General features: G+C 38.9%; 17 protein-coding genes. 6 read left to right on the forward strand and 11 right to left on the reverse strand.

All coding sequences use genetic code 11. The annotated features are described in order from the left end of the window. Positions 1-24 precede the first annotated feature (24 nt). The gene (locus IGI64_RS07800) at positions 25-1329 is read right to left on the reverse strand and encodes a hypothetical protein (protein WP_429940116.1); all 1305 of its coding nucleotides are present in this window, start codon (positions 1327-1329) and stop codon (positions 25-27) included. A 296-nt stretch (positions 1330-1625) separates the two neighbouring features. Between IGI64_RS07800 and IGI64_RS07805 the strand changes: the two genes are divergently transcribed. The 3 genes from IGI64_RS07805 to IGI64_RS07815 are packed head-to-tail and all read left to right on the forward strand — an operon-like array spanning position 1626 to position 5800. Next, the gene (locus IGI64_RS07805; protein WP_429940117.1) at positions 1626-2573 is read left to right on the forward strand and encodes an AAA family ATPase; all 948 of its coding nucleotides are present in this window, start codon (positions 1626-1628) and stop codon (positions 2571-2573) included. A gap of 9 nt (positions 2574-2582) precedes the next feature. Beyond that, positions 2583-3626, forward strand: a complete 1044-nt coding sequence (locus IGI64_RS07810; RefSeq protein WP_429940118.1) for a DUF58 domain-containing protein — start codon at positions 2583-2585, stop codon at positions 3624-3626. A gap of 11 nt (positions 3627-3637) precedes the next feature. Then, positions 3638-5800 (forward strand): transglutaminase-like domain-containing protein, encoded by a 2163-nt coding sequence (locus tag IGI64_RS07815; RefSeq protein ID WP_429940119.1) that lies wholly within the window; start codon positions 3638-3640, stop codon positions 5798-5800. Positions 5801-5867: 67 nt separating this feature from the next. Here IGI64_RS07815 and IGI64_RS07820 read toward each other — a convergent pair whose 3' ends face one another. From IGI64_RS07820 to IGI64_RS07835, 4 genes are all read right to left on the reverse strand, one after another. Next, the gene (locus tag IGI64_RS07820; protein ID WP_429940120.1) at positions 5868-8048 is read right to left on the reverse strand and encodes a heavy metal translocating P-type ATPase; all 2181 of its coding nucleotides are present in this window, start codon (positions 8046-8048) and stop codon (positions 5868-5870) included. Continuing rightward, the gene (gene copZ, locus IGI64_RS07825; RefSeq protein ID WP_429940121.1) at positions 8048-8257 is read right to left on the reverse strand and encodes a copper chaperone CopZ; all 210 of its coding nucleotides are present in this window, start codon (positions 8255-8257) and stop codon (positions 8048-8050) included. Before copZ ends, IGI64_RS07820 begins: the two co-directional genes overlap by 1 nt. A 25-nt stretch (positions 8258-8282) precedes the next feature. Then, the gene (locus tag IGI64_RS07830; protein WP_016625481.1) at positions 8283-8723 is read right to left on the reverse strand and encodes a CopY/TcrY family copper transport repressor; all 441 of its coding nucleotides are present in this window, start codon (positions 8721-8723) and stop codon (positions 8283-8285) included. A gap of 160 nt (positions 8724-8883) precedes the next feature. After that, a complete protein-coding gene (locus IGI64_RS07835; RefSeq protein WP_016625480.1) occupies positions 8884-10353 on the reverse strand; it encodes an amino acid permease in 1470 nt (489 codons plus the stop codon). A gap of 625 nt (positions 10354-10978) precedes the next feature. On the opposite strand from IGI64_RS07835, the gene IGI64_RS07840 reads away from it, so the two are divergent. Both IGI64_RS07840 and IGI64_RS07845 read left to right on the forward strand, forming a co-directional pair. Beyond that, entirely contained in the window at positions 10979-11653 is a 675-nt protein-coding gene (locus IGI64_RS07840; RefSeq protein WP_429940122.1) for an ATP-binding cassette domain-containing protein, read from the forward strand. A 3-nt stretch (positions 11654-11656) separates the two neighbouring features. Then, positions 11657-12781 carry an ABC transporter permease gene (locus IGI64_RS07845; RefSeq protein WP_429940123.1) on the forward strand — a complete coding sequence of 375 codons (1125 nt, stop codon included), beginning with the start codon at positions 11657-11659 and terminating at the stop codon, positions 12779-12781. A 349-nt stretch (positions 12782-13130) separates the two neighbouring features. Here the strand turns inward: IGI64_RS07845 and IGI64_RS07850 are convergent, their stop codons facing one another. From IGI64_RS07850 to IGI64_RS07860, 3 genes are all read right to left on the reverse strand, one after another. After that, on the reverse strand, positions 13131-15215 hold the full coding sequence (locus tag IGI64_RS07850; RefSeq protein ID WP_429940124.1) for a heavy metal translocating P-type ATPase: 2085 nt from the start codon (positions 15213-15215) through the stop codon (positions 13131-13133). Between the two features lie 133 nt (positions 15216-15348). Next, complete coding sequence (locus IGI64_RS07855; protein ID WP_016625474.1) at positions 15349-15717, reverse strand: YccF domain-containing protein; 369 nt, start codon at positions 15715-15717, stop codon at positions 15349-15351. Next, on the reverse strand, positions 15714-16094 hold the full coding sequence (locus tag IGI64_RS07860) for a hypothetical protein (RefSeq protein WP_429940125.1): 381 nt from the start codon (positions 16092-16094) through the stop codon (positions 15714-15716). Before IGI64_RS07860 ends, IGI64_RS07855 begins: the two co-directional genes overlap by 4 nt. 198 nt (positions 16095-16292) lie before the next feature. Here IGI64_RS07860 and IGI64_RS07865 point away from each other — a divergent pair, with 198 nt between their 5' ends. Next, complete coding sequence (locus IGI64_RS07865) at positions 16293-16511, forward strand: hypothetical protein (RefSeq protein WP_429940126.1); 219 nt, start codon at positions 16293-16295, stop codon at positions 16509-16511. 57 nt (positions 16512-16568) lie between these two features. Here IGI64_RS07865 and asnS read toward each other — a convergent pair whose 3' ends face one another. The 3 genes from asnS to IGI64_RS07880 are packed head-to-tail and all read right to left on the reverse strand — an operon-like array spanning position 16569 to position 19641. Next, positions 16569-17867, reverse strand: coding sequence for an asparagine--tRNA ligase (asnS, locus tag IGI64_RS07870; protein ID WP_016625471.1), 1299 nt, complete (start codon positions 17865-17867; stop codon positions 16569-16571). 32 nt (positions 17868-17899) lie between these two features. Beyond that, positions 17900-19096 carry a pyridoxal phosphate-dependent aminotransferase gene (locus IGI64_RS07875; protein WP_429940127.1) on the reverse strand — a complete coding sequence of 399 codons (1197 nt, stop codon included), beginning with the start codon at positions 19094-19096 and terminating at the stop codon, positions 17900-17902. A gap of 17 nt (positions 19097-19113) precedes the next feature. Beyond that, complete coding sequence (locus IGI64_RS07880; RefSeq protein WP_429940128.1) at positions 19114-19641, reverse strand: DUF5590 domain-containing protein; 528 nt, start codon at positions 19639-19641, stop codon at positions 19114-19116. Positions 19642-19686: the final 45 nt, after the last annotated feature.

Raw genomic sequence — 19686 nt, forward strand, 5'->3', positions numbered from 1 at the left:
CATAGTCAAAGGATAAGTTGCTTGCTAAAAATGTTTATTCTCGCTTTTTCTGAGCCAGCGGTCAATGTCCGAAAGAAAATAATCGATCCCTAATTCCGCATGATAAAAGTAGGTTTTCTGTTCTTTTCTTTGGTGCAGCGGACTAAAGTGATCAGTAATGACTAAATGTGCATACAAAGGCGGTTTCATTCGTGTACATACATGGATCGATACGCGGTTTCTGGGACTGAGTGTTTTGTCCAGCAAAGCTGCTAAACGTCTTGCTTCTTCGAAATCAAAACGGAAGAAAAACACGATTTTCAGTTCTGGCGGCTGTACTTGCAAGTATCCTCTTTCTTGCAGCATTTTCAGCAGATGCCAACCCCAATCTGTATCCTGCGCCGATATTCCTTGCTGGAGCGCCAACTGGAACTGCAGCAATTTGTCTTTTGCATTAGGGTACGTTTCGATTTTTCTTTTATATGTTTCGATTTCTTCCTTCGACAATCGATCTTGGATACCGATCGCATAGCGCAGCCATTCTTGATAAAGGACGCGTGTCAATTTGGTTTTGTTCGAATGTTCATAATCACTTGTCAGCCAGAAAAAAGAATCCAGCTTTTCTGTCAAAATCAGCAAACGCTGATATTCTTTGGTTTTCTCCAGACGCTCCCATTTCTTTTCCGTGATGATATTGCAGCTTAACCGTAAGATGCACAGATAATTTTTCACTTGTTTCGGCAAAGTCAGTTCTTCTCGAAAAAGCAGTTCTGGAAAGGTCTCGTAAAACATCAAATTTCTGCTGCCTAGCACTTCTGCCGAGATGAGCTGGTTTCTCCGCTTCAATACGTCGATAAAAAGTTCTGAAAATGCCTGATCTTGTCCATCAACAAAGTAATGGGGGAAATCTTTCAAAAAACAAAACAGCAAATAACGCATTTTTCTGTCCGAACCAAAGATTTTCTTTTGTTTATAAGAAAAAGAAAGATGGTATTCTCCTAACCAGATCCGCAGACGCTCTTGGGTCGACCGACTGTAATTTTTTTGATAATTGTTCTTTAACACAATATCTGTTAATAAACGAAAAGCAGAAGATTTGGTCAAAAAGTCAAATAATAGATACGGCTCATTATAGCCCAGATCATAAAAAAGCCGAATTGTCTTTTTTCCTTGAATCACTTGGATCGGCAAATCACTTTGATTCAACCTTTTGAGATAGCGATCCACCGTCTTGACATCAACTGCCAGTTGATTCGCCAACTCTTTTTTCTTCCAAGTCAGATCTTTCATTTTATTGATCAGCAAAAAGAGATTTTGACTTTTTTTTGATAGTAGTTTTTGCCATTTCATAATCATTTCAATCCAAAAGTTCTTTATGCTTTTTTCAAAGACAAGAAAGTTTGCTGATTGTTTGGTACCTCCTTTTTATTTTTTAGGCCCCGTCATTATAAATTACGCAAAATTAGTCTTTCATTTGTGTGCATCATGGCTTTTTATCGAATTTTAATTTTAATACACTTTCATGTAAGAAAAAATAGAACAACTACGTAATTTTTGTAAAAATCCGCCTATTGTTCGTCTTTACTTGTTAGAATTTTCTCATTCATTTAAAATAAAATAAAGGACAAATGAAAAAGGAGAATAAAATGGAGAATAAAACGACGGCTGCAAAAGAAAAAACCGACCGTTTGATCCAAGAAATCGAAAAAGTGATTTTCGGAAAACAAGAAACGATCCGCCTAACTGTTACTGCTTTATTGGCTGGCGGCCATATTTTATTTGAAGATGTTCCTGGCGTCGGCAAAACCTTGCTTATCAAATCATTGGCGAAAGCTATCCAAGGTGATTTCAGCCGTATCCAGTGTACCCCAGACCTTCTGCCCAGTGATATCTTAGGTTTCTCGATTTATAACGAAAAAAGCAAACAATTCGAATTTCGCCCAGGTCCTGTTTTTACGACGATTTTGTTAGCAGATGAAATCAACCGGACAACGCCGCGGACGCAATCCGCGCTTTTGGAAGCAATGGAAGAAAAACATGCGACGATCGATAATCAAACATATCCGCTGGAAAACCATTTTTTTGTCTTAGCGACACAAAATCCAATCGAGTTTGAAGGTACCTACCCTTTGCCAGAAGCTCAATTAGACCGTTTTTTATTCCGTTTGCAGATCGGCTATCCCGCTTTTCAAGAAGAGTTATCTCTGCTGTTAGATTCCAGAGAACAGACTTTGGCACGTATCTCTGTTGTTTTGCAAGAACAGGAAATCAGTGAATTGAAACAATTGGTCGATGAAGTCTACCTTGCTCCGGCAGTAGCAGAATACGCCTTGCAGCTGATCACTGCTACACGGAATCATCCCGCTATCCAGCTAGGCATCAGTCCGCGAGGCAGCGAAGCATTTATCCGTGCCGCAAAAGCCTATGCTCTGACAGAAGGCGAAACTTTTGTTCATCCAGACCATTTAAAAACGCTCCTGCCTTATGTTTTTCTTCATCGCTTACTGTTCCAAGATGCCTACCTTTCAGAAGAGGAAAAGCAAACACTGCTTCAAACGATCGTCAACGAAGTCCCCATTCCTGTCCATCAATAAAGGAGTCTTATGAATATACTCAAAAACTATCTTATAAATGGTGCCCTGATCCTGCTTTACTTTGGTATCATCAGCTATGCCTTCTTGTTCAATAACGGATTGGGCTGGCTGCTGTTTTTATTTTCAAGTTGTTATCTCTTGATCAGCTTTATTACTTTGACAACGTCGCTTAAAGCACTTGAAATCACTTGCGAAATGCCATTTTATGTCTATAAAAATAGAAAAACAGCAATTGACTGTCAGCTTTCTGCTTCTGTTCTTTCGAGACTTCTGCCTCGTATCCGAGTGACCTTTTTAGAAGCCGTCTTTCCTGAAAAACAGGAACTTATGCTTTTTTCAAATAAACAGACCAGTTTTTCTGTTCAATGGATACCTGAGAAACGAGGAAAAAACAATCATCTGGATGTCCAGGTTACCGCTTATGATCTTTTAGGTTTTTTTCGAAAAAGCCGTAAGAAAAAACTTGCGCTGCCAACAACTGTACTGCCAGCTTTTCAGCCGGATAAAGCTCATTTGATCTTTCAGCTCCTGGTTCAGCAGCAGCTAGTAACCGAAACAGATTTACAGGATTTTGAGATTGCGGGCCATCGCTTATATCAAACAGGAGATTCTTTCAATCGAATCAATTGGAAATTATCTGCTCACGCACAGGAATGGCTGTATCGCGAATATGAAACAGAAAAGGAACATCAATATCTCTTGTGCTTTTGGGGAGAGAATCAGCAATATTTTGAACAGAGCCTTGATCTGTATTATTCACTTCAAGAAATATGGCCTTTGAAAAATCACACAAAATTACTTATTCTTGGCAATCTAGTGTCCAAAACACCTGCTCCGGAAATCATGGCGCAGGTCCAACCCGAGCCGCTTTTGGACGTTTCTGCTTTAACTAATGAAACAAATAAACATATCTTGATTTTTTCATCAGGAGATTCACAGTTATTAAAAAAGACTTTACCTCTGTTGAAAAAAAAGAACAGCGTCTCACTGCTTCATTTTCAGGAAGATGACTTTTTTATCCAAACTCCTGAAAAAAACATCCGCTTATTTTAGGAGGTGCGAATTTGACTCATTTTAAAATCAATTGGCTTCGCGGTCTGCTTTATTTTCTTTTAGCCGCTATAGCTATCCCGCCATTTTTGCAGGCAAATACGATTGCACGCTCCTTTCCGATGTTCGCGGCTGCAGGGTTGATCACTATTGCTTCATTGGTCATCCAGTCCAAGCTTTTGCGGCTTCCGGTCTATGCGCTGATTGTTCTAGGCACGTTATATACTTATTTTCCTTTAAAAATGCAGGTTTCATTTGCTTGGCTCCAACGTTTTTTTGAAGAAGTCGCTCAGGAGATCCAGCAGCTGTTTGTTGGAGAATTAGGATATATCCCAGAAAAGACCTCTCTTTTCTTACTCTTGCTTCTTTTATTTATCTTCGCTGTGCTGATGATCGATTATCATCTTTGGCCACTGCCGATCATTGTCATTTTAGGCTATTTTATGTCGCTTGCAGTTTTTCGAAACTTTGATTTGACGAAAGAAACGATTTTTCTTCTTGTGCTTCTTTGCTATTATTTATTTTTCCAAAATCTTGATTTTTCTTTGCTGCATTCTCGTTATTTTTGGATCGGTAACCTGATTCTGCTTTTTCTCTTTGCTGTCAGTATGCTTCTTCCTGCTTCTTTTCCTGAGATCAATCAGTATCTAGAGAAGCGCAGCGAGCCTGTACGGACATTCTTCAATAAGGAAGGGTTATACGACACGATCAAACAATATCAGCTGACACAAGCAAGGACGGGTTTCAGCGAACACGATGAGCAGCTAGGCGGACCTCTTTATGAAAACAATGAGGTAGTCTTTACTGCAAAACAAGAAAATGAAAGTTATTGGAAAGTAGAAAATAAATCGATCTATACAGGAAATGGCTGGACGGAAGAAGAGGCAAAAAATATTGTCCCTATCGATTTTCTGCCTTATTCCTTGAACAGTTTTGAATCTGTTACAAGCGATACTGCTGAAACCATCGAACTTTCACTCGATCCTAGTCTGACCTACCTTCCTTTTGCTTATGGTAATTTTCAGCTGAAAAAAATCCAAGAAAGCCACCCGCCGCAGTTTTATTTTATGCCGGATACGCAGCGCTTCATTATCGGGACGCATGAGATACCGCTGACGATCGAGTTAGAAGTTGCGCGGCTGGATGCGGATCGCGAAAAGCTGGCGAGCATCGAATTATCGCCAGCAGATTTGGAGGCACAGAAAGACAATCTGCAGCTTCCGGAAAATTTGCCTGAACGCATTTCTGATTTAGCAGAAGAAATCACTGCTTCTTCTGCTACTTTATTAGAAAAAACCGAAGCAATTGAAAAGTATTTGAATGTCAGCGGAGATTTTCGCTACTCAAGGATCGATACACCGCACACACCTTCAGGACGCGATTACGTTGATTATTTTTTATTTGACAGTAAGGTCGGCTACTGTGACAACTTTTCTTCTGCCATGGTCGTTCTGCTTCGTACACTGGATATTCCGGCTCGCTGGACGAAAGGATTTTCAACAGGCACACGAACAGAGAATGATGAAGAATCAACCTACACGATCCGCAACAGCCACGCACATTCATGGCCGGAAGTTTTCTTTCCTGGTGTTGGCTGGATACCCTTTGAACCGACAACGACTTTTACTGGACCAGCTGGCACAACCGCTGATACTCCTGCTTCTGAAGAAACGACAGCCACCGAAACAAGCGAAGCAGAGACGAGCGAATCCGCTGCGGCAGATGGTTCTTCTTCTGAAACAGAATCTGCATCAGAAACCGAAGAGGAAACGGCAGCTGCTCCTTCTTCTTTTTCTCAAAACGGTAAACGTATTTTCCAAATCAGTGTGTTCATTCTGATTGCTGTTGGTTTGCTTTTCTTCTGGAAAAAATTCACTTGGCTGACTTATTGGGTATATCTTCATTTCTTCACGACAAGCTTTCAGAATGCTTATCGCAAGCTTTTGACTCGCTGTGAAAAAAGAATGCCCAGAACCTCTTCTGAAAGTTTGAGCCGCTATAGTGAGCAATTTGAATCCGTTCATCCTTTAGATGGCAAATTCATCCAGCTAACGAAAATCTATGAACAAGCTGTCTACGGTATAGGAGAACCCGAACTTGCAGTATACAAAAATGACTTTGATGCCATCATCAAAAAAATGCTGAAGGAAAAAAACAAGCGTATTTCTGATAAATAAAAAAAATCTCTCGGATATTCGAGAGATTTTTATTTGGTTTTGATTCAATTTCGAAAAAGAAAATCTTTTATTCATGTTTCACATTCAGCCTCAATGAATTCAATAAAACACTGACAGAACTAAACGCCATCGCTGCTCCTGCAATAATTGGATTCAAAATCCCAAATGCTGCAAATGGAATGCCCACTGTATTGTACACAAATGCCCAGAAAAGATTTTGTTTGATCTTTCTTAATGTACTCTTTGAAAGCATGATTGTTTCATACACAGAGGTCAAGCGGCTGTTCATCAAGGTTACCTCTGCCGTCTCCATCGCGACATCTGTGCCGCTGCCCATAGCTATCCCAACATCAGCAATAGCTAAAGCGGGCGCGTCATTGATTCCGTCTCCGACCATACCGACTTTTTTTCCAGATGCTTGGATTTTTTGGACATAGGCAGCTTTTTCCTCCGGCAATACCTCAGCAAAAATATGCGCAGGATCGATACCCACTTGTTTTCCGATAGCTTCGGCTGCTGGCCGATTATCCCCTGTGACCATGAAGACATCCAGTCCTTGCTGCTGAAGTTTTTCGATTGCTTCTTTGGTATCTGGTTTGATTTGATCAGCCACCGCGATGAGTCCAATCACTGTTTCTGTATCTGCTAAAAACATCACTGTTTTGCCTTGTTTTTCCAATTGAAGTGCTTGTTCCTGATAGGCTGAAAATGAGACAGACATTTCGGACAAACGTTTTCTGGTTCCGGCAAAATATTCATTTCCTTCAATCATTCCTGAGACACCAGCGCCAGGCAATGCTTTAAAGTCGCTCAATTCTTTTGCTGTGATTCCTTGCTGATTGCCATATTCGATGACGGCTTTTGCTAATGGATGTTCTGAACCTTGCTCCAAAGTATAAAAAAGCGGTAACACTTCTTTTGACCCAAGGATATCCGTCACTTGCGGTTTTCCTTCTGTAATCGTCCCTGTTTTATCAAGCAAAATACTGTTCAAATGTGCTGCACCTTCTAATGCTTCGCCGCCTTTGATCAAGATTCCTCTGCGTGCCCCTGTTCCTGTTCCGTCCATAATGGCTGTCGGAGTTGCCAGACCTAATGCACAAGGACAGGCAATCACTAATACTGAGACGCTGTGGATCAACGCTTGCTGCCAATCTTGAGTCAATACTCCTGTAAGTAAAAATGACAGTGCTGCAATGACAAGTACGATTGGCACAAAAATCCCCGAAAACTGATCAGCAATTTTTTGGATGGGCGCTTTACTACCTTGTGCATCTTCGACCATTCGAATGATTTGAGCAAGGACGGTTTGATTGCCGATTTGGGTCACTTCCATATGAATCAGCCCGTTTGTATTGATCGTGCCTCCAAATAGTGCGTCACCAACAGTTTTCTCCACGGGCAGACTTTCACCCGTCAACATACTTTCATCCACTGCGCTGCTTCCAGAAAGAATGCGACCATCGATTGGGATTTGCTCCCCAGGACGAATGACTATTGTATCACTGATTTTCACTTCTTCGATCGGCACAGAATATTCTTTGCCTTCTTTTATCACTTGCGCGGTTTTCAATTGCAAAGACATCAGCTGCTTGATGGCATCGCCTGTTTTCGCTTTGGCGTTATGTTCCAGATATTTGCCCAGCAAGATCAATGTAATGATCATACTGCTGCTTTCAAAATACAATTCATTCGCAGGGCCATGCCAAAAACCGTTATATAAACTCAATAAAAATGCTGCTGTTGTTCCTAATGCTACTAAGACATCCATATTCCAAGCATTATTTTTTATCGCATGATAAGCGCCTTCATAAAACCGCGCTCCAATATAAAATTGTACGGGTGTCGTCAAGATCAGTTGAACAATGGGCAGATGGAAAAAGTGGACCCACTCCGCATGTACCCCTAGCATCATTGCGATCATTGAAATCATCATCGGCAGAGTCAAAATCGTGCCGATTACTAAATCGATTTTCATTTTTCTTAAGTAAACCTGTTTTTCTTCTGCGATTTTTTGTTTATGTATATCATCATATAAAATCGCGCCGTATCCAATAGACTCGATACTGCGGATCAGTTTTTCTGCCGTGGTGTCTGTGTATTGGATACTCGCTTTTTCAGTAGCAAAATTGACCACCGCTTGGACGACGCCGGATTGTTTATTCAGTTCTTTTTCAATCTGAGAAGAACAATTCGCACACGTCATTCCAGTGATTACAAATGTTTCCAGCCTGGGTGCTTTATCCATTAAAGCACCTCCGCTTGGTAACCCAATTCATTGACTGCTTCCACAATTGTCTCTGGCGCTAATTGTGTGTCATCGAATTTTACTACGCTCTTTTCTTTTTTAAGATTGACTTTGACTTTTTGCACGCCTTCTAGTTGACCGATTGCTTTTTCGACGCGTTGTACGCAATGGTCACAGCTCATTCCTTGGATTGAAAATTGTTGTTTCATTTCTTTTCTCCTCTTTTCTAATCGTTTATTTGTGGTAAGAACAGATGCATTGTCCTGGTATGCAGTTGCAAGGTACTTCTGCTACACCTTGTTTTTGTTTCAATTGTTCTTGGATTTTTTCGATATCGTCTACTGACAATACAGAGTTTTCGATCAAATCAGCAATCGTTTCGCCGACTTTCTTCGCACAGATTTGAGAAAATAATTTTTCGGTGGCATTTCTTACGGTCTCATCTTCTGCAATGGCTGGGTGATAAATGAATTTTTTTCCTTCTTGTTCTGTCCAAATCACTTCTTTTTTTACTAATCTTCCAAGCAGTGTTTTGACAGTCGCTGGTTTCCAATCCATAGAGTCACCTAAAATAGAGGTGATTTCTTGTGCAGTTGTTTGACCTAATGTCCAGATGACACGCATGACTTCCCATTCTGAATCACTGATTTTCACAGACGATTTTACTTGTTCCATGGTATCTCCTTCTTTCGTTTACATAAGTAATCTTTCTTATATCTAAGTTTATAATTGTAAACGGTATTTGTCAACTTATTTCTTTTTCTATCTTATTTCTTTTAAAAAACAGCAAAAAAGACTGCGACGTTACTGTCGGCAGCCTTTTTTGAGTATTCCATTAAACTGCCGTTTTCGTTTCAGGCAATTCTTGGATTGTTTTGTTTTTGTCTCTGCGTGCGATTGCTGGCAAGATCATGCCTAATAAAATCAAGACGATTGGCGTGATGATATTTGAAACCAATTGGAACCACCAAGCTTTTGGATCTGCAGCATATTCGATTTTCGGTACCATTCCCAAGATACAAGCAAAAGCTGTAAATGCGAAACACCAAGCACCGAAGAAGAAACCAACTTTTGGATTTTTGACAAATTTGTATTCAGAATTGAATTTTTTGTAAGCTTTGTTCAACAACATATACGCTAAGAATACCCATAGATAACGCATTGGCATTACTACAGAGTTCAAGTTTGTCAGCCATTTAACTAATTCGTTCATATCTTTGATACCGAAAATCGGCAGCAAGATGATGATGCTGACAAGAATACCTGTTAATGTATAACCGTTTACTAATGTTCCTTTACGGTTACGTTTACGCAGCCAATTTGGAACGAATTCTGGGTCTGCATCAGCTAACAAGATTTTCAATGGTGCGTCGATTGAAAAGGCTAAAGCAGAGATTTGACCGATCATATTTGTCAATGCATAAATGATCATCAATGTATTGCCGATACCATAGTAATTACCTAAGATTTGGAATGCACTGTACGCGCCATTTGCCATCAAATCTTTAGGGATATTATTGCTGGCAAACAACATACCCATAGCTACAGAACCTAATACGGCACAAACACCTACCATCGCAGCTAAGAAAATCATCCCTTTTGGAAATTCTTTGGCTGGATTTCTTGTAGAGTTTACATAAGGAGAGATTTTTTCTGCCCCGCCGACAGCAAATACTAACATCGAAACAGTCGTGAAGTAAGTAAAATCAAAATTCGGGATATATGTTTTGACCTGATCCATGTGCTGTGTCGCAAATTCCATGTTTGGATTAATAAATGGAGCAGTTACTGCTAACAAAATAAATAATAACGACATAACGAACATCGCTGTTCCAGCAAGACCGCCGATGACTTTCAAGGTCGAAAGTCCTTTTGTCGATAGATATAAGAAAGCTAAAAAGATAATCAAAGAAATAACAGCTACTAATTGGACAGACATCGTATTAACGATATTGCCATTTCCTTGTACTGCCCAGCCAGCTGCGATCAAGATTGCTTGCGGTTTTTGTGCTAAATAAGGAATGTGGACAACCCAATAGGTCCAAGCCGCATAGTAAGCTAACCGTTTATTTGAACTTGTGTTTTCGACCCAAGAGCTGACACCGCCCTTGCTGTCTTTGAATGTAGATCCTAGCTGCCCAACGATCAGTGCATAAGGAATAAAATAAATGGCAAGAATCAGCAGCCAAGATGTAATAACAGAGATTCCTTGCTGTGCGTAGTTATTGACAACATTTCCCATGCCCCAAACCATGTTGAAAGCAATCAATGCCACCGTAAACCAGCGCAATTGTTTTTCGTTCATTGTTTCTCTCCTTTTTTATAAAAATTTAATGTTACATATGTTATCATAATAATTTTTTGTTATTCAATCAATAGTTTCTCTGATTCCTTGAGTATTCTTTTATCCAAAACACATCATTCTTATAGTTTTACCTACTTTCTGACGAAAAAATTTGCAGAATTTTTAAAAAAATGGATGGTTTTTCTGAACTGCCGCTTTTCATTTTGTGCGAATTTCATTCCCCATATAGATTTAAATGTCATTTTTCTTTATTAAATGACATAAATAATTCTGATATTACTATTCAATTTTATGAACTTCATTCCGTACATCAGGCAGAAAAAGATTGCGCTTTCTTTTTGGATTGATACAATAAATTAAAAGGACGTATGATTTTATGGAAACAAATTTTAAACTTATCGTCTCTTACTATAAATCTCTAGAGAATTTGAATAGTTCTCTCAATTCTTGATAGCATCTTATGACTGGATTTTTTTGTTTATGCGCTAAAACCCTCATTTATTTAATAGCTAATAGCGAACAATTTGTCCGTATTTTTAGTATTGGAGCCATTATAACGGGGATCCGCGCTCGTTTTCACTACTATATGACTTGAAGAGCGGAGCAAGTCGAAAAGGAGGCTTTTATGTCGGTTTTGATCCAGGGTATGACTATAAAAAGAGGAAAGAAAAAAATAATTGATAATCTAAATTTATCAATTATGGATGGAGAAGTAGTCGCATTAGTTGCTCCGAATGGTACTGGTAAAACAACTTTGTTGAACGGAATAGCACAGCTATTACCCTCAATATATAGAAAATTGGAAATCAATAGTTTTTCCCCTCATTCCTTAAATTTCAAACGTTCATTTTTCTATTTAGAGAGTTCAAATAATTTATTTGAACATTTAAATATTTTAGATCACTTATTAGTGATTAAAAAAAATTGGCAGAGCGAAATAGCTGTAGATGAAGTAATTAATCTCTTAAAAATCCAGCAGTATCCTACTCTTCCTATAAAAAAGATGTCATTAGGTATGAAACAGCATGCATTGTTAGCAACTTACTTGATTAGTGATGCACCTGTATTATTATTTGATGAGTCTCTAAATGGATTGGATCCTGGAAGTATCGAGATTACTAATGCAATCATTCAAAATTTAGCTTACAAAAATAAAATCATTCTTTTTTCTTCTCACGACATTGCTAATATTCAAGCTATTTGTAACAGAGTAATCTTTTTAAAAAACGGAAAAATAGAAAGAGATACAAAAAATATGGATGAAATATTGGAACTCTACAAACAATTATATGGGGGATAAAAAATGAGCTTACTTAAATTTGAATGTATAAATTTATTAAAGAATAAGATAAATTACTTACCATTTATAGTTCTAACACTCTTACTATTGATACCTGTAATTTTTCATAGAGAAGTTCCTTGGAGTGAGATAGATGAACTAAAAGCTAATCAATTTGCTAATGAGCAGACCATTAATGCAATAAAAGAGGATGACACAGCCGCAGAAACCATAGAAGACCTGAAAATTGCAAATAAGAACATTGAAGCAGTGATATCAGCATTACAGTCGCAAGATACAAACAAGATTGTCGAAAGCAAATATATTTTTGAAGAAAAAAACTTGGAAGATATGCTATCTGGAAAACTCGTTGGGATACCCATTATTGAACAAAAAAAAGTTGTTTCTAAATTAAACTATTTGTACCAAAAAAACTATCCCCTTGTTTCTTTAGACGATACTAGGGTACTTCCTTTAGCAAATTATTATGAACTAATTTTTTCGGGCACTATTCCTAGTATCTTATTTCTCGCTATTTCAGCTATTCTTGTTGCAACGATCACTTCATATGAGAAAAGAAAGCAATACATTGTTTTAATAAATTTACTTCCCAAAAGACTAGTTCCCAAAAATGCAGTACGTTTTTTTTCGTACTTCCTATTTTCTTCATTGAGCGTTCTTTTACCTTTAGCACTTGTCTCTTTGATTGTTGCTCTGAAAAATGGTATGGGAAACTTTAACTATCCAATCGCAACCATCGTTAACAATGATGTGACCATCCTGCCAATATCCACCTTTTTCTATCAAAATATCATTTTTATTATCTTATGGATTTTACTTTTGATTTTAATAAGTTTCTTTTTATCTATATTCACGGGGAATTATTTGGTTAATATAGGTGGTCTTTTACTTTCTCTTTTAATTACGAATTACAATATTTCATCAGGGGGAGCAAATAACGATAATTTTATACAATATCTTCCAACATCTTATGTTGATTTTCAACAAGTAGTTTTAGGTGGAACAGGATTTGTACCTTTAAAATCATCCAATATTAATTTCATTAATGGAATTGGTACTCTTATTACTTTTAATATATTTCTAATATTAATCACAATTTTCGTTTTGGTTAGGAAAAAACGCTATTAGACGACGGCCATTTCGTAAAAAAATTTATTAAACTTACCTTGCCCTAATAGATAAACGATTGATACACACAGTGCATATTTGAAAAAATCTAAATAGAGATAGTATAAAATTAAAGGAAGAGATAGATTAGTACGTTTATGATTACAATAATAAATGAATGAAACAGAAATTGAACTGGCAAAGCCCCGTTCAGTATCTTAAAGCAACACAATGCTGGCTAATATTTGATTTTTTTGCACGAAAAAAGGAGTGGATTTCTCCACTCCATGAAAATCTAACTTTTTGGGGCCCTACAATGTTTCACGGATTTTTCTTACTATTTAGATTGTAAAATTTGGAGCAGCTCTACTTACAAACTTTTTACTCTCAAACAACGCATCGCATTTAATACTGCAAGAACGGTCACACCCACATCGGCAAAGACTGCATCCCCCATCGAAGCAAATCCAAGGGCACCGATGGCTAAAACAATGACTTTGACGCCAATGGCAAAAACGATGTTCTGTTTGACGATCTTCAATGTTTTTCGTGCTAAATGGATAGCATCAGCGATTTTCGAAGGTTCATCATTCATAATAACCACATCGGCTGCTTCAATGGCGGCATCACTTCCTAGGCCGCCCATCGCGATCCCAACATCTGCTTGAGCTAATACGGGTGCATCATTGATTCCATCTCCGACAAAGGCTGTCTTTTTCGCTCCATCCTTCATCAGCATTTCCAATTTTTCTACTTTATCTGCTGGCAGCAGCTGGCTGTATACTGCATCGATGCCCAAGTTACTTCCGATCGATTCAGCGATTTCTTTCGCGTCGCCTGTCAGCATCACTGTTTTTTGAATTCCTGTTTTCTTTAATTCATAAATGGCTTTTTTGGCATCTGTTTTAACTGTGTCTGCGATAACGATAAAACCGATATATTTTTTATCTGCTGCAGCATAAACGATTGTTCCTGTTTCTGAAACATCTGGTACTGTGATGGCAAAACGATCCATCAGTTTTTTATTACCGATCGTTACCTCAGTCCCTGAAAGACGTGCAACAATACCTTCTCCTGAAATTTCCTCCACTTTCTCCGCTTCCATCAATGAGCCATCGTAAGCTTTTAGAATCGAAGACGCGATTGGATGTGTCGAATATTGTTCTGCACTTGCGGCAAGTTGTAAAAATTTGGAACGTTCAATCAGTGTTTCTAAAGTTTGGACTGTAAAATCTCCTTTTGTCAGTGTACCTGTCTTATCAAACACAACAGTCTCAGTATTCGCAAGGATTTCCAAATAGTTGCTTCCTTTAACCAAAATACCAATCTTGCTGGCGCCGCCGATCCCTCCGAAAAAGCTCAACGGTACAGAAATCACTAAAGCACATGGACAAGAGATCACTAGGAACGTCAATGCACGGTAAATCCATTCTGATGCATCTGTTCCAGGAATAACTAATGGCGGGATCACCGCTAAAAGAACCGCTAATACAACGACGATAGGTGTATAAAAACGTGCAAATTTCGTGATAAAATTCTCAGCAGGCGCTTTTTTACTGCTGGCATTCTCTACTAATTCCAATAATTTACTGATTGTAGATTCTTGATAGTCTTTGTCGACTTCCATCAGTATCGTTTCATTCAAGTTAATGAATCCGCTCAAAATCTTTTCACCAGCTGCAGCTTTTTTAGGTACAGATTCTCCTGTCAATGCGGATGTATCCATTGAGGAATTTCCTTTTATTACAACACCATCTAACGGCACACGTTCCCCTGGCTTGATCAATACTGTTTGACCGATCTGAACTTCTTCTGGACGTTTATCTGTGAAGCCATCTGCTGTCTGGACGTGGGCTACTTCTGGACGAATCGCTAATAATTCGCGAATCGAGCGTCGCGATTGATTGACCGCGAAACTTTGAAAATACTCGCCTACTTGATAAAAGAGCATAACAGCCACTGCTTCGGGATATTCGCCAATCAACATGGCACCGATCGTAGCAATCGACATCAAAAAGTTTTCATCAAATACTTGTCCTTTAAAAATATTGACTGCTGCTCGTTTGATCACATCAAAACCAATCAGCAGATAGACAGCTAAAAATGCTGCTAAGCGCCATGGTTCTGCTGGCTGCCAAAGAAACAGCAAGCCTAAAAATACCCCTGAAACCAAAATTCTGATCAAATCAGCACGCTGACTATCGTGTTCATGCAGCTGTTCCCCTGTGTCTTTTTTTGCTTCATAGACTGCAACATCCGGCTCCAGCTTTTTAATGAGCGTCTTGGCTTCTTCTTCTACTTCTTCAAACCCTTTTTCTTTCGCAATAATCGTCATTTTTTGCTGTACAAAGTCGACATTTGCTTGTTCGACACCTTCGATTCCACGTACATTTTTTTCGATTTTTGCTGCGCAATTTGCACAGTCAAGTCCTTTTAAATCATATTTTCTCTCCATTTCCTTCCCCTCCTTAAAAACATATGAACATCTCTTCATAAATTATTATACATGAGCAGTCGCTCATATGTCAAACAAAAAAAGAAGTCGTTTCCAACTTCTTTTTTTCTGCTTATTTTTCTAGCTTTCTTCTTTAATAACGCGTAATGATCTGCGCACCAAATGGCAATAAAGCCAGCTTTGCCAATTTGAAAGACTGCATACCAAACGGGATTCCAATAATCGTGATACATAAAAGGATGCCGCTCGCTACATGTGTCAATGCTAATGGAATGCCTGAAACGATCAGCCAGATGATGTTGACGATCAAAGAAAATCCGCTGTTGCTGTATACGATATCTTTTCCAAAAGGTGCAAAAGATAATTGCGCAAATTTAAAACACTGAAGACCAACAGGAATCCCAATGATCGTGATACACCAAAGTACCCCTGCAATACACCAGCTCAGCCCACCAATCAAACCGCCAAAAACAAACCAAATAATATTCCCTAAACACGTCATCCTTTTTCCTCCTCATCAATCAATTCCACAAAAAATTGATTGATTTTCCTTTTCTTCGCTTCTGCCAGCCAGTAACCGACAAATCGTTTTTCTGCTTCTTGTGCGTAGTCTTCTATAGAAAAAAACCTTGTCTGGATCAATCCATACTTAGGTGACTCAAAAGTAAAATCTTTTCCGCGCATCACTTCAGCCAATCCAAATGCGACGATTTTTCCATGTGCTTCGCTTTTTTCCGACTCAGCAATTATCAGACTCTTTTCTTCTTCTTGCAATTCATGAAGAAAATGTTTGATAGAAAAATGTTTCCCGCATTCTTTTGCTAATTCTTGGATTTTTTCTGCGTCTTCTGCTGCTGGTTTTCGAATCGATATCGTCATTTTTGCTCCTCCTATCAAAGAAAACTGGCACACTTTTCTCTATTGTACCCCAGACAGCAGGGAGAATGAACTGTTTCCTCTGATTAACTGTAAAAGAAATATATTTAAAAAAACTATATTCCGTTGTCCAACCAGGTCGTTTTTCAACTTTTTCTTTGTAGGGAAAAAAACGAGCAGAATCGTTGCAGATCTCTTGTTATGATTTCTTTAAGTAAAAGTTTTGAACAGACGATTTTTGAAAATATGTTGACTGAATGGGGGACAACTGATATGTACGATAAAAATGATAAAGAAAACTTGCCAGAAGAACATACGAAAAATGAAGACTTAGCATCCGCAGTTGCCGTGATGTTCGTTACATTTTCGAGTTTATTGTTGATCGTGATGTTCAGTTTTCTTTTATCAGGTGGTTTTTAGCATACAAAAAAAGACCTGGACGATCCTGTCTCAGGTCTTAAAAATAGTGGTTTATTTTTATGGATAAATACGGTTCAGCAAACGAGGGAATGGAATCGCTTCACGTACGTGGTCGATCCCAGAGATCCATGTTACTGTACGTTCTAATCCTAGTCCAAAGCCGGAATGCGGAACAGAACCATATTTACGTAAATCTAGATACCATGAATATTCATTTTCATCTAAGCCGTGTTCACGGATTTGCTCAAGCAAGAATTCAAAATCAGTTGCTCTTTCGCTTCCGCCGATGATTTCTCCATAACCTTCTGGTGCGATCATATCTGCACAGATCACTACATCTTCACGTGTTGGATGTGGTTTCATGTAGAAAGGTTTGATTGCTTTTGGATAATTCAAGATAAACACTGGTTGTTCAAATGAATTCGCGATAAATGTTTCGTGCGGAGAACCGAAATCTTCGCCCCATTCGATATCGTCAAAGCCGTTTTTCTTCAATAACTCGATAGCATCATCATACGTGATACGTGGGAACGGTAATTGTGTATATTTTTTCAATAGTTCTTTGTCACGTTCCAATACATCTAAAGCATACTCACAATGATCCAACACATTTTGGACTAAGAAAGCCACATATTTTTCTTGGACTTCTAAACTTTCTTCTTGATGCATGAAGGCCATTTCTGGTTCGATCATCCAAAATTCGATCAAATGGCGACGTGTTTTTGATTTTTCAGCACGGAAAGTTGGTCCAAATGAGAAAACTTTTCCGAAGGCCATTGCTGCTGCTTCCATGTAAAGCTGTCCGCTTTGAGAAAGATACGCTGTTTGGTCAAAATAATTTGTTTCGAACAAATCTGTCGTTCCTTCAGGTGCAGAACCTGTCAAAATCGGCGGATCGATCTTCACAAAGTTATTTGCATTGAAAAACTCGTAAGTTGCACGAATGATTTCGTTACGAATCTGCATGATTGCATGTTGTTTTGATGAACGAAGCCATAGATGACGATGATCCATCAAGAAATCTGTTCCGTGTTCTTTTGGTGTGATTGGGTAATCATGGCTTTCACCAACGACTTCCAAGTTCGTAATGCCGATCTCATAACCGAATTTTGAACGGCTGTCTTCACGGATTTCACCCGTGATCAATACAGCAGCTTCTTGGTGAAGATTTTTCGCTTCTTGGAAAATCTCTTCGCCGACTTCATTTTTTACAACGACTCCTTGAAAATAAGCAGTCCCGTCACGTAATTGCAGAAAAGCGATTTTTCCGCTTGAACGTTTGTTAGCGACCCAAGCGCCGATTTGGACTGTTTCACCTACATGATTTTTTGAATCAATGATTTGAATTTGTTCCACGTATGACTCTCCTTTTTTATTCCCATGATGACTCAGGATTGTTTTTGACTTTTACTCTCGATAAATCCTTTGATCCTGCGTACGCCTTCTTCTAATGTCGCTAAATCTGTCGCATAGCTCAAGCGGACATTTTCTGGTGCACCGAATCCTTCTCCTGTCACTAAAGCGACCCCAGTTTCTTCCAGTAGATCTTCTACCCATTTCGTCACATTTTCATACCCGCACATTTCCAGTGTTTCTTTGACGTTCGGGAAAAGATAGAATGCGCCTTGCGGTTTCTCGATCTTCACACCAGGAAGTCCAGCAACCAATGGATAAATGATGTCTAAACGTTCTTCAAAAGCTTTACGCATCTCTTCAACGGTATCTTGTTCACCATTCAACGCTTCTGCTGCTGCATATTGGCTGACAGCTGTCGGATTGCTCGTGGATTGAGATGCAATGCCGATCATTCCGTTGATGATGGTTGGATCACCGACTGCGTAGCCGATTCTCCAGCCAGTCATTGCGTAAGTTTTCGATACACCATTGATAATGATTGTTTGTTTTCGGATCGTTTCAGATAAGGCAGCGATTGGAGTAAATTCATTGTCATTATAAACCAAACGGCCGTAAATATCATCAGCAACTATCAAAATATCGTGTTTTACTGCCCATTCGCCGATTTTCTCTAACTCATCCTTTGTATAGATCATACCAGTTGGATTTGAAGGAGAATTCAAAATCATTGCTTTGGTTTTCTCAGAACGTGCCTCTTCCAGCTGTTCTACCGTTACCTTAAACTGGTTCTCTTGACTGCCTTCTACAAAGACTGGTGTACCTTCTGCCAATTTGACTTGCTCGCCATAGCTGACCCAATAAGGTACTGGAATGATGACTTCATCTGCTGGGTCTAAAATCGTTTGAAAAAGCGCATAAAGGGCAAATTTGGCTCCATCTGTCACAATCGTTTGGTTTTCTTCATAATCTAATCCATAATATTTTTTGATATAACGAATGATTGCTTGTCGTAAAACAGGCAGCCCAGCTGTTGGTGTATAATAGCTGGCTTGGCCGCTTTGGATTGCTTGGATCGCTGCATCTTGGATGTTTTTCGGTGTCGCGAAATCTGGTTCTCCTACCGTCAAACTAATAATATCTTTTCCTTCTGCTTTCAGCTTTTTCGCTTTGGCTGCTGCGGCAAGTGTCACAGACGGCTGCAAAGATTCTGCACGTTTCGATAGTTTCATACTCTTACTCCTTTTTCTCAGATATCTTTGATGACGTTCGTTTCTTCTCCTGAGTCGAACGAAATCAAATGATAACTTAGTGCGCCTTCAGGATTTTTTCCCATGACTTCCCAGACTGGTTTGTCATCGAACATCCCTAGATTCGCTTTTTGGATCGTGATATCGCTGTATTTCTCAGAAATTTTTTGTTTTGCTTCACTTTCGCTCAATCCTTTGCTGGCATCAAGGATCTTGACTTTCTCGCCAGATTTAGGAATGATGACGGCGATTTCCTGGTCATCTTTGTTTTTACCGATCAAACTGAAATAGGTTTCTTTGCGTGTGAACCAATAAAAATGATCTACTTCGTCCATATCAGCATATTTTCTCGCGATTTCTGTTGCTTCTTTTTCTGCTTGAGCCATCGGACGGTTTGCGCGTAGATAAAAAATCGAACTTAAAACGATGATCGTCAGCAAGAAAATAATCAAGCCTAATAAGACGCGATTGACGGTTTGCTCTCTTGTTGTTTCTTTTTTCAAGGACAGTCGCTCCTTTTTCTTCATTGGTTTTCATTATACCAGATTTGTGTTATGAAAAAAGTGTCTCTG

The sequence above is a fragment of the Enterococcus sp. DIV0210g genome, assembly GCF_050559705.1.
GTDB classification, from domain to species: Bacteria; Bacillota; Bacilli; order Lactobacillales; family Enterococcaceae; genus Enterococcus_B; species Enterococcus_B faecalis_A.

Excerpts from the sequence above, each read along its gene's own strand:
- IGI64_RS07840 (WP_429940122.1), top strand. The coding sequence starts at position 10,979 with ATGTCGGTTTTGATCCAGGGTATGACTATAAAAAGAGGAAAGAAAAAA.
- IGI64_RS07830 (WP_016625481.1), bottom strand. The coding sequence starts at position 8,723 with ATGGAACAAGTAAAATCGTCTGTGAAAATCAGTGATTCAGAATGGGAA.
- IGI64_RS07835 (WP_016625480.1), bottom strand. The coding sequence starts at position 10,353 with ATGAACGAAAAACAATTGCGCTGGTTTACGGTGGCATTGATTGCTTTC.
- IGI64_RS07800 (WP_429940116.1), bottom strand. The coding sequence starts at position 1,329 with ATGAAATGGCAAAAACTACTATCAAAAAAAAGTCAAAATCTCTTTTTG.
- IGI64_RS07820 (WP_429940120.1), bottom strand. The coding sequence starts at position 8,048 with ATGGATAAAGCACCCAGGCTGGAAACATTTGTAATCACTGGAATGACG.
- IGI64_RS07880 (WP_429940128.1), bottom strand. The coding sequence starts at position 19,641 with ATGAAGAAAAAGGAGCGACTGTCCTTGAAAAAAGAAACAACAAGAGAG.
- IGI64_RS07860 (WP_429940125.1), bottom strand. The coding sequence starts at position 16,094 with ATGACGATATCGATTCGAAAACCAGCAGCAGAAGACGCAGAAAAAATC.
- IGI64_RS07875 (WP_429940127.1), bottom strand. The coding sequence starts at position 19,096 with ATGAAACTATCGAAACGTGCAGAATCTTTGCAGCCGTCTGTGACACTT.
- copZ (WP_429940121.1), bottom strand. The coding sequence starts at position 8,257 with ATGAAACAACAATTTTCAATCCAAGGAATGAGCTGTGACCATTGCGTA.
- IGI64_RS07850 (WP_429940124.1), bottom strand. The coding sequence starts at position 15,215 with ATGGAGAGAAAATATGATTTAAAAGGACTTGACTGTGCAAATTGCGCA.
- IGI64_RS07865 (WP_429940126.1), top strand. The coding sequence starts at position 16,293 with ATGATTTCTTTAAGTAAAAGTTTTGAACAGACGATTTTTGAAAATATG.
- IGI64_RS07845 (WP_429940123.1), top strand. The coding sequence starts at position 11,657 with ATGAGCTTACTTAAATTTGAATGTATAAATTTATTAAAGAATAAGATA.
- IGI64_RS07810 (WP_429940118.1), top strand. The coding sequence starts at position 2,583 with ATGAATATACTCAAAAACTATCTTATAAATGGTGCCCTGATCCTGCTT.
- IGI64_RS07855 (WP_016625474.1), bottom strand. The coding sequence starts at position 15,717 with ATGACGTGTTTAGGGAATATTATTTGGTTTGTTTTTGGCGGTTTGATT.
- IGI64_RS07805 (WP_429940117.1), top strand. The coding sequence starts at position 1,626 with ATGGAGAATAAAACGACGGCTGCAAAAGAAAAAACCGACCGTTTGATC.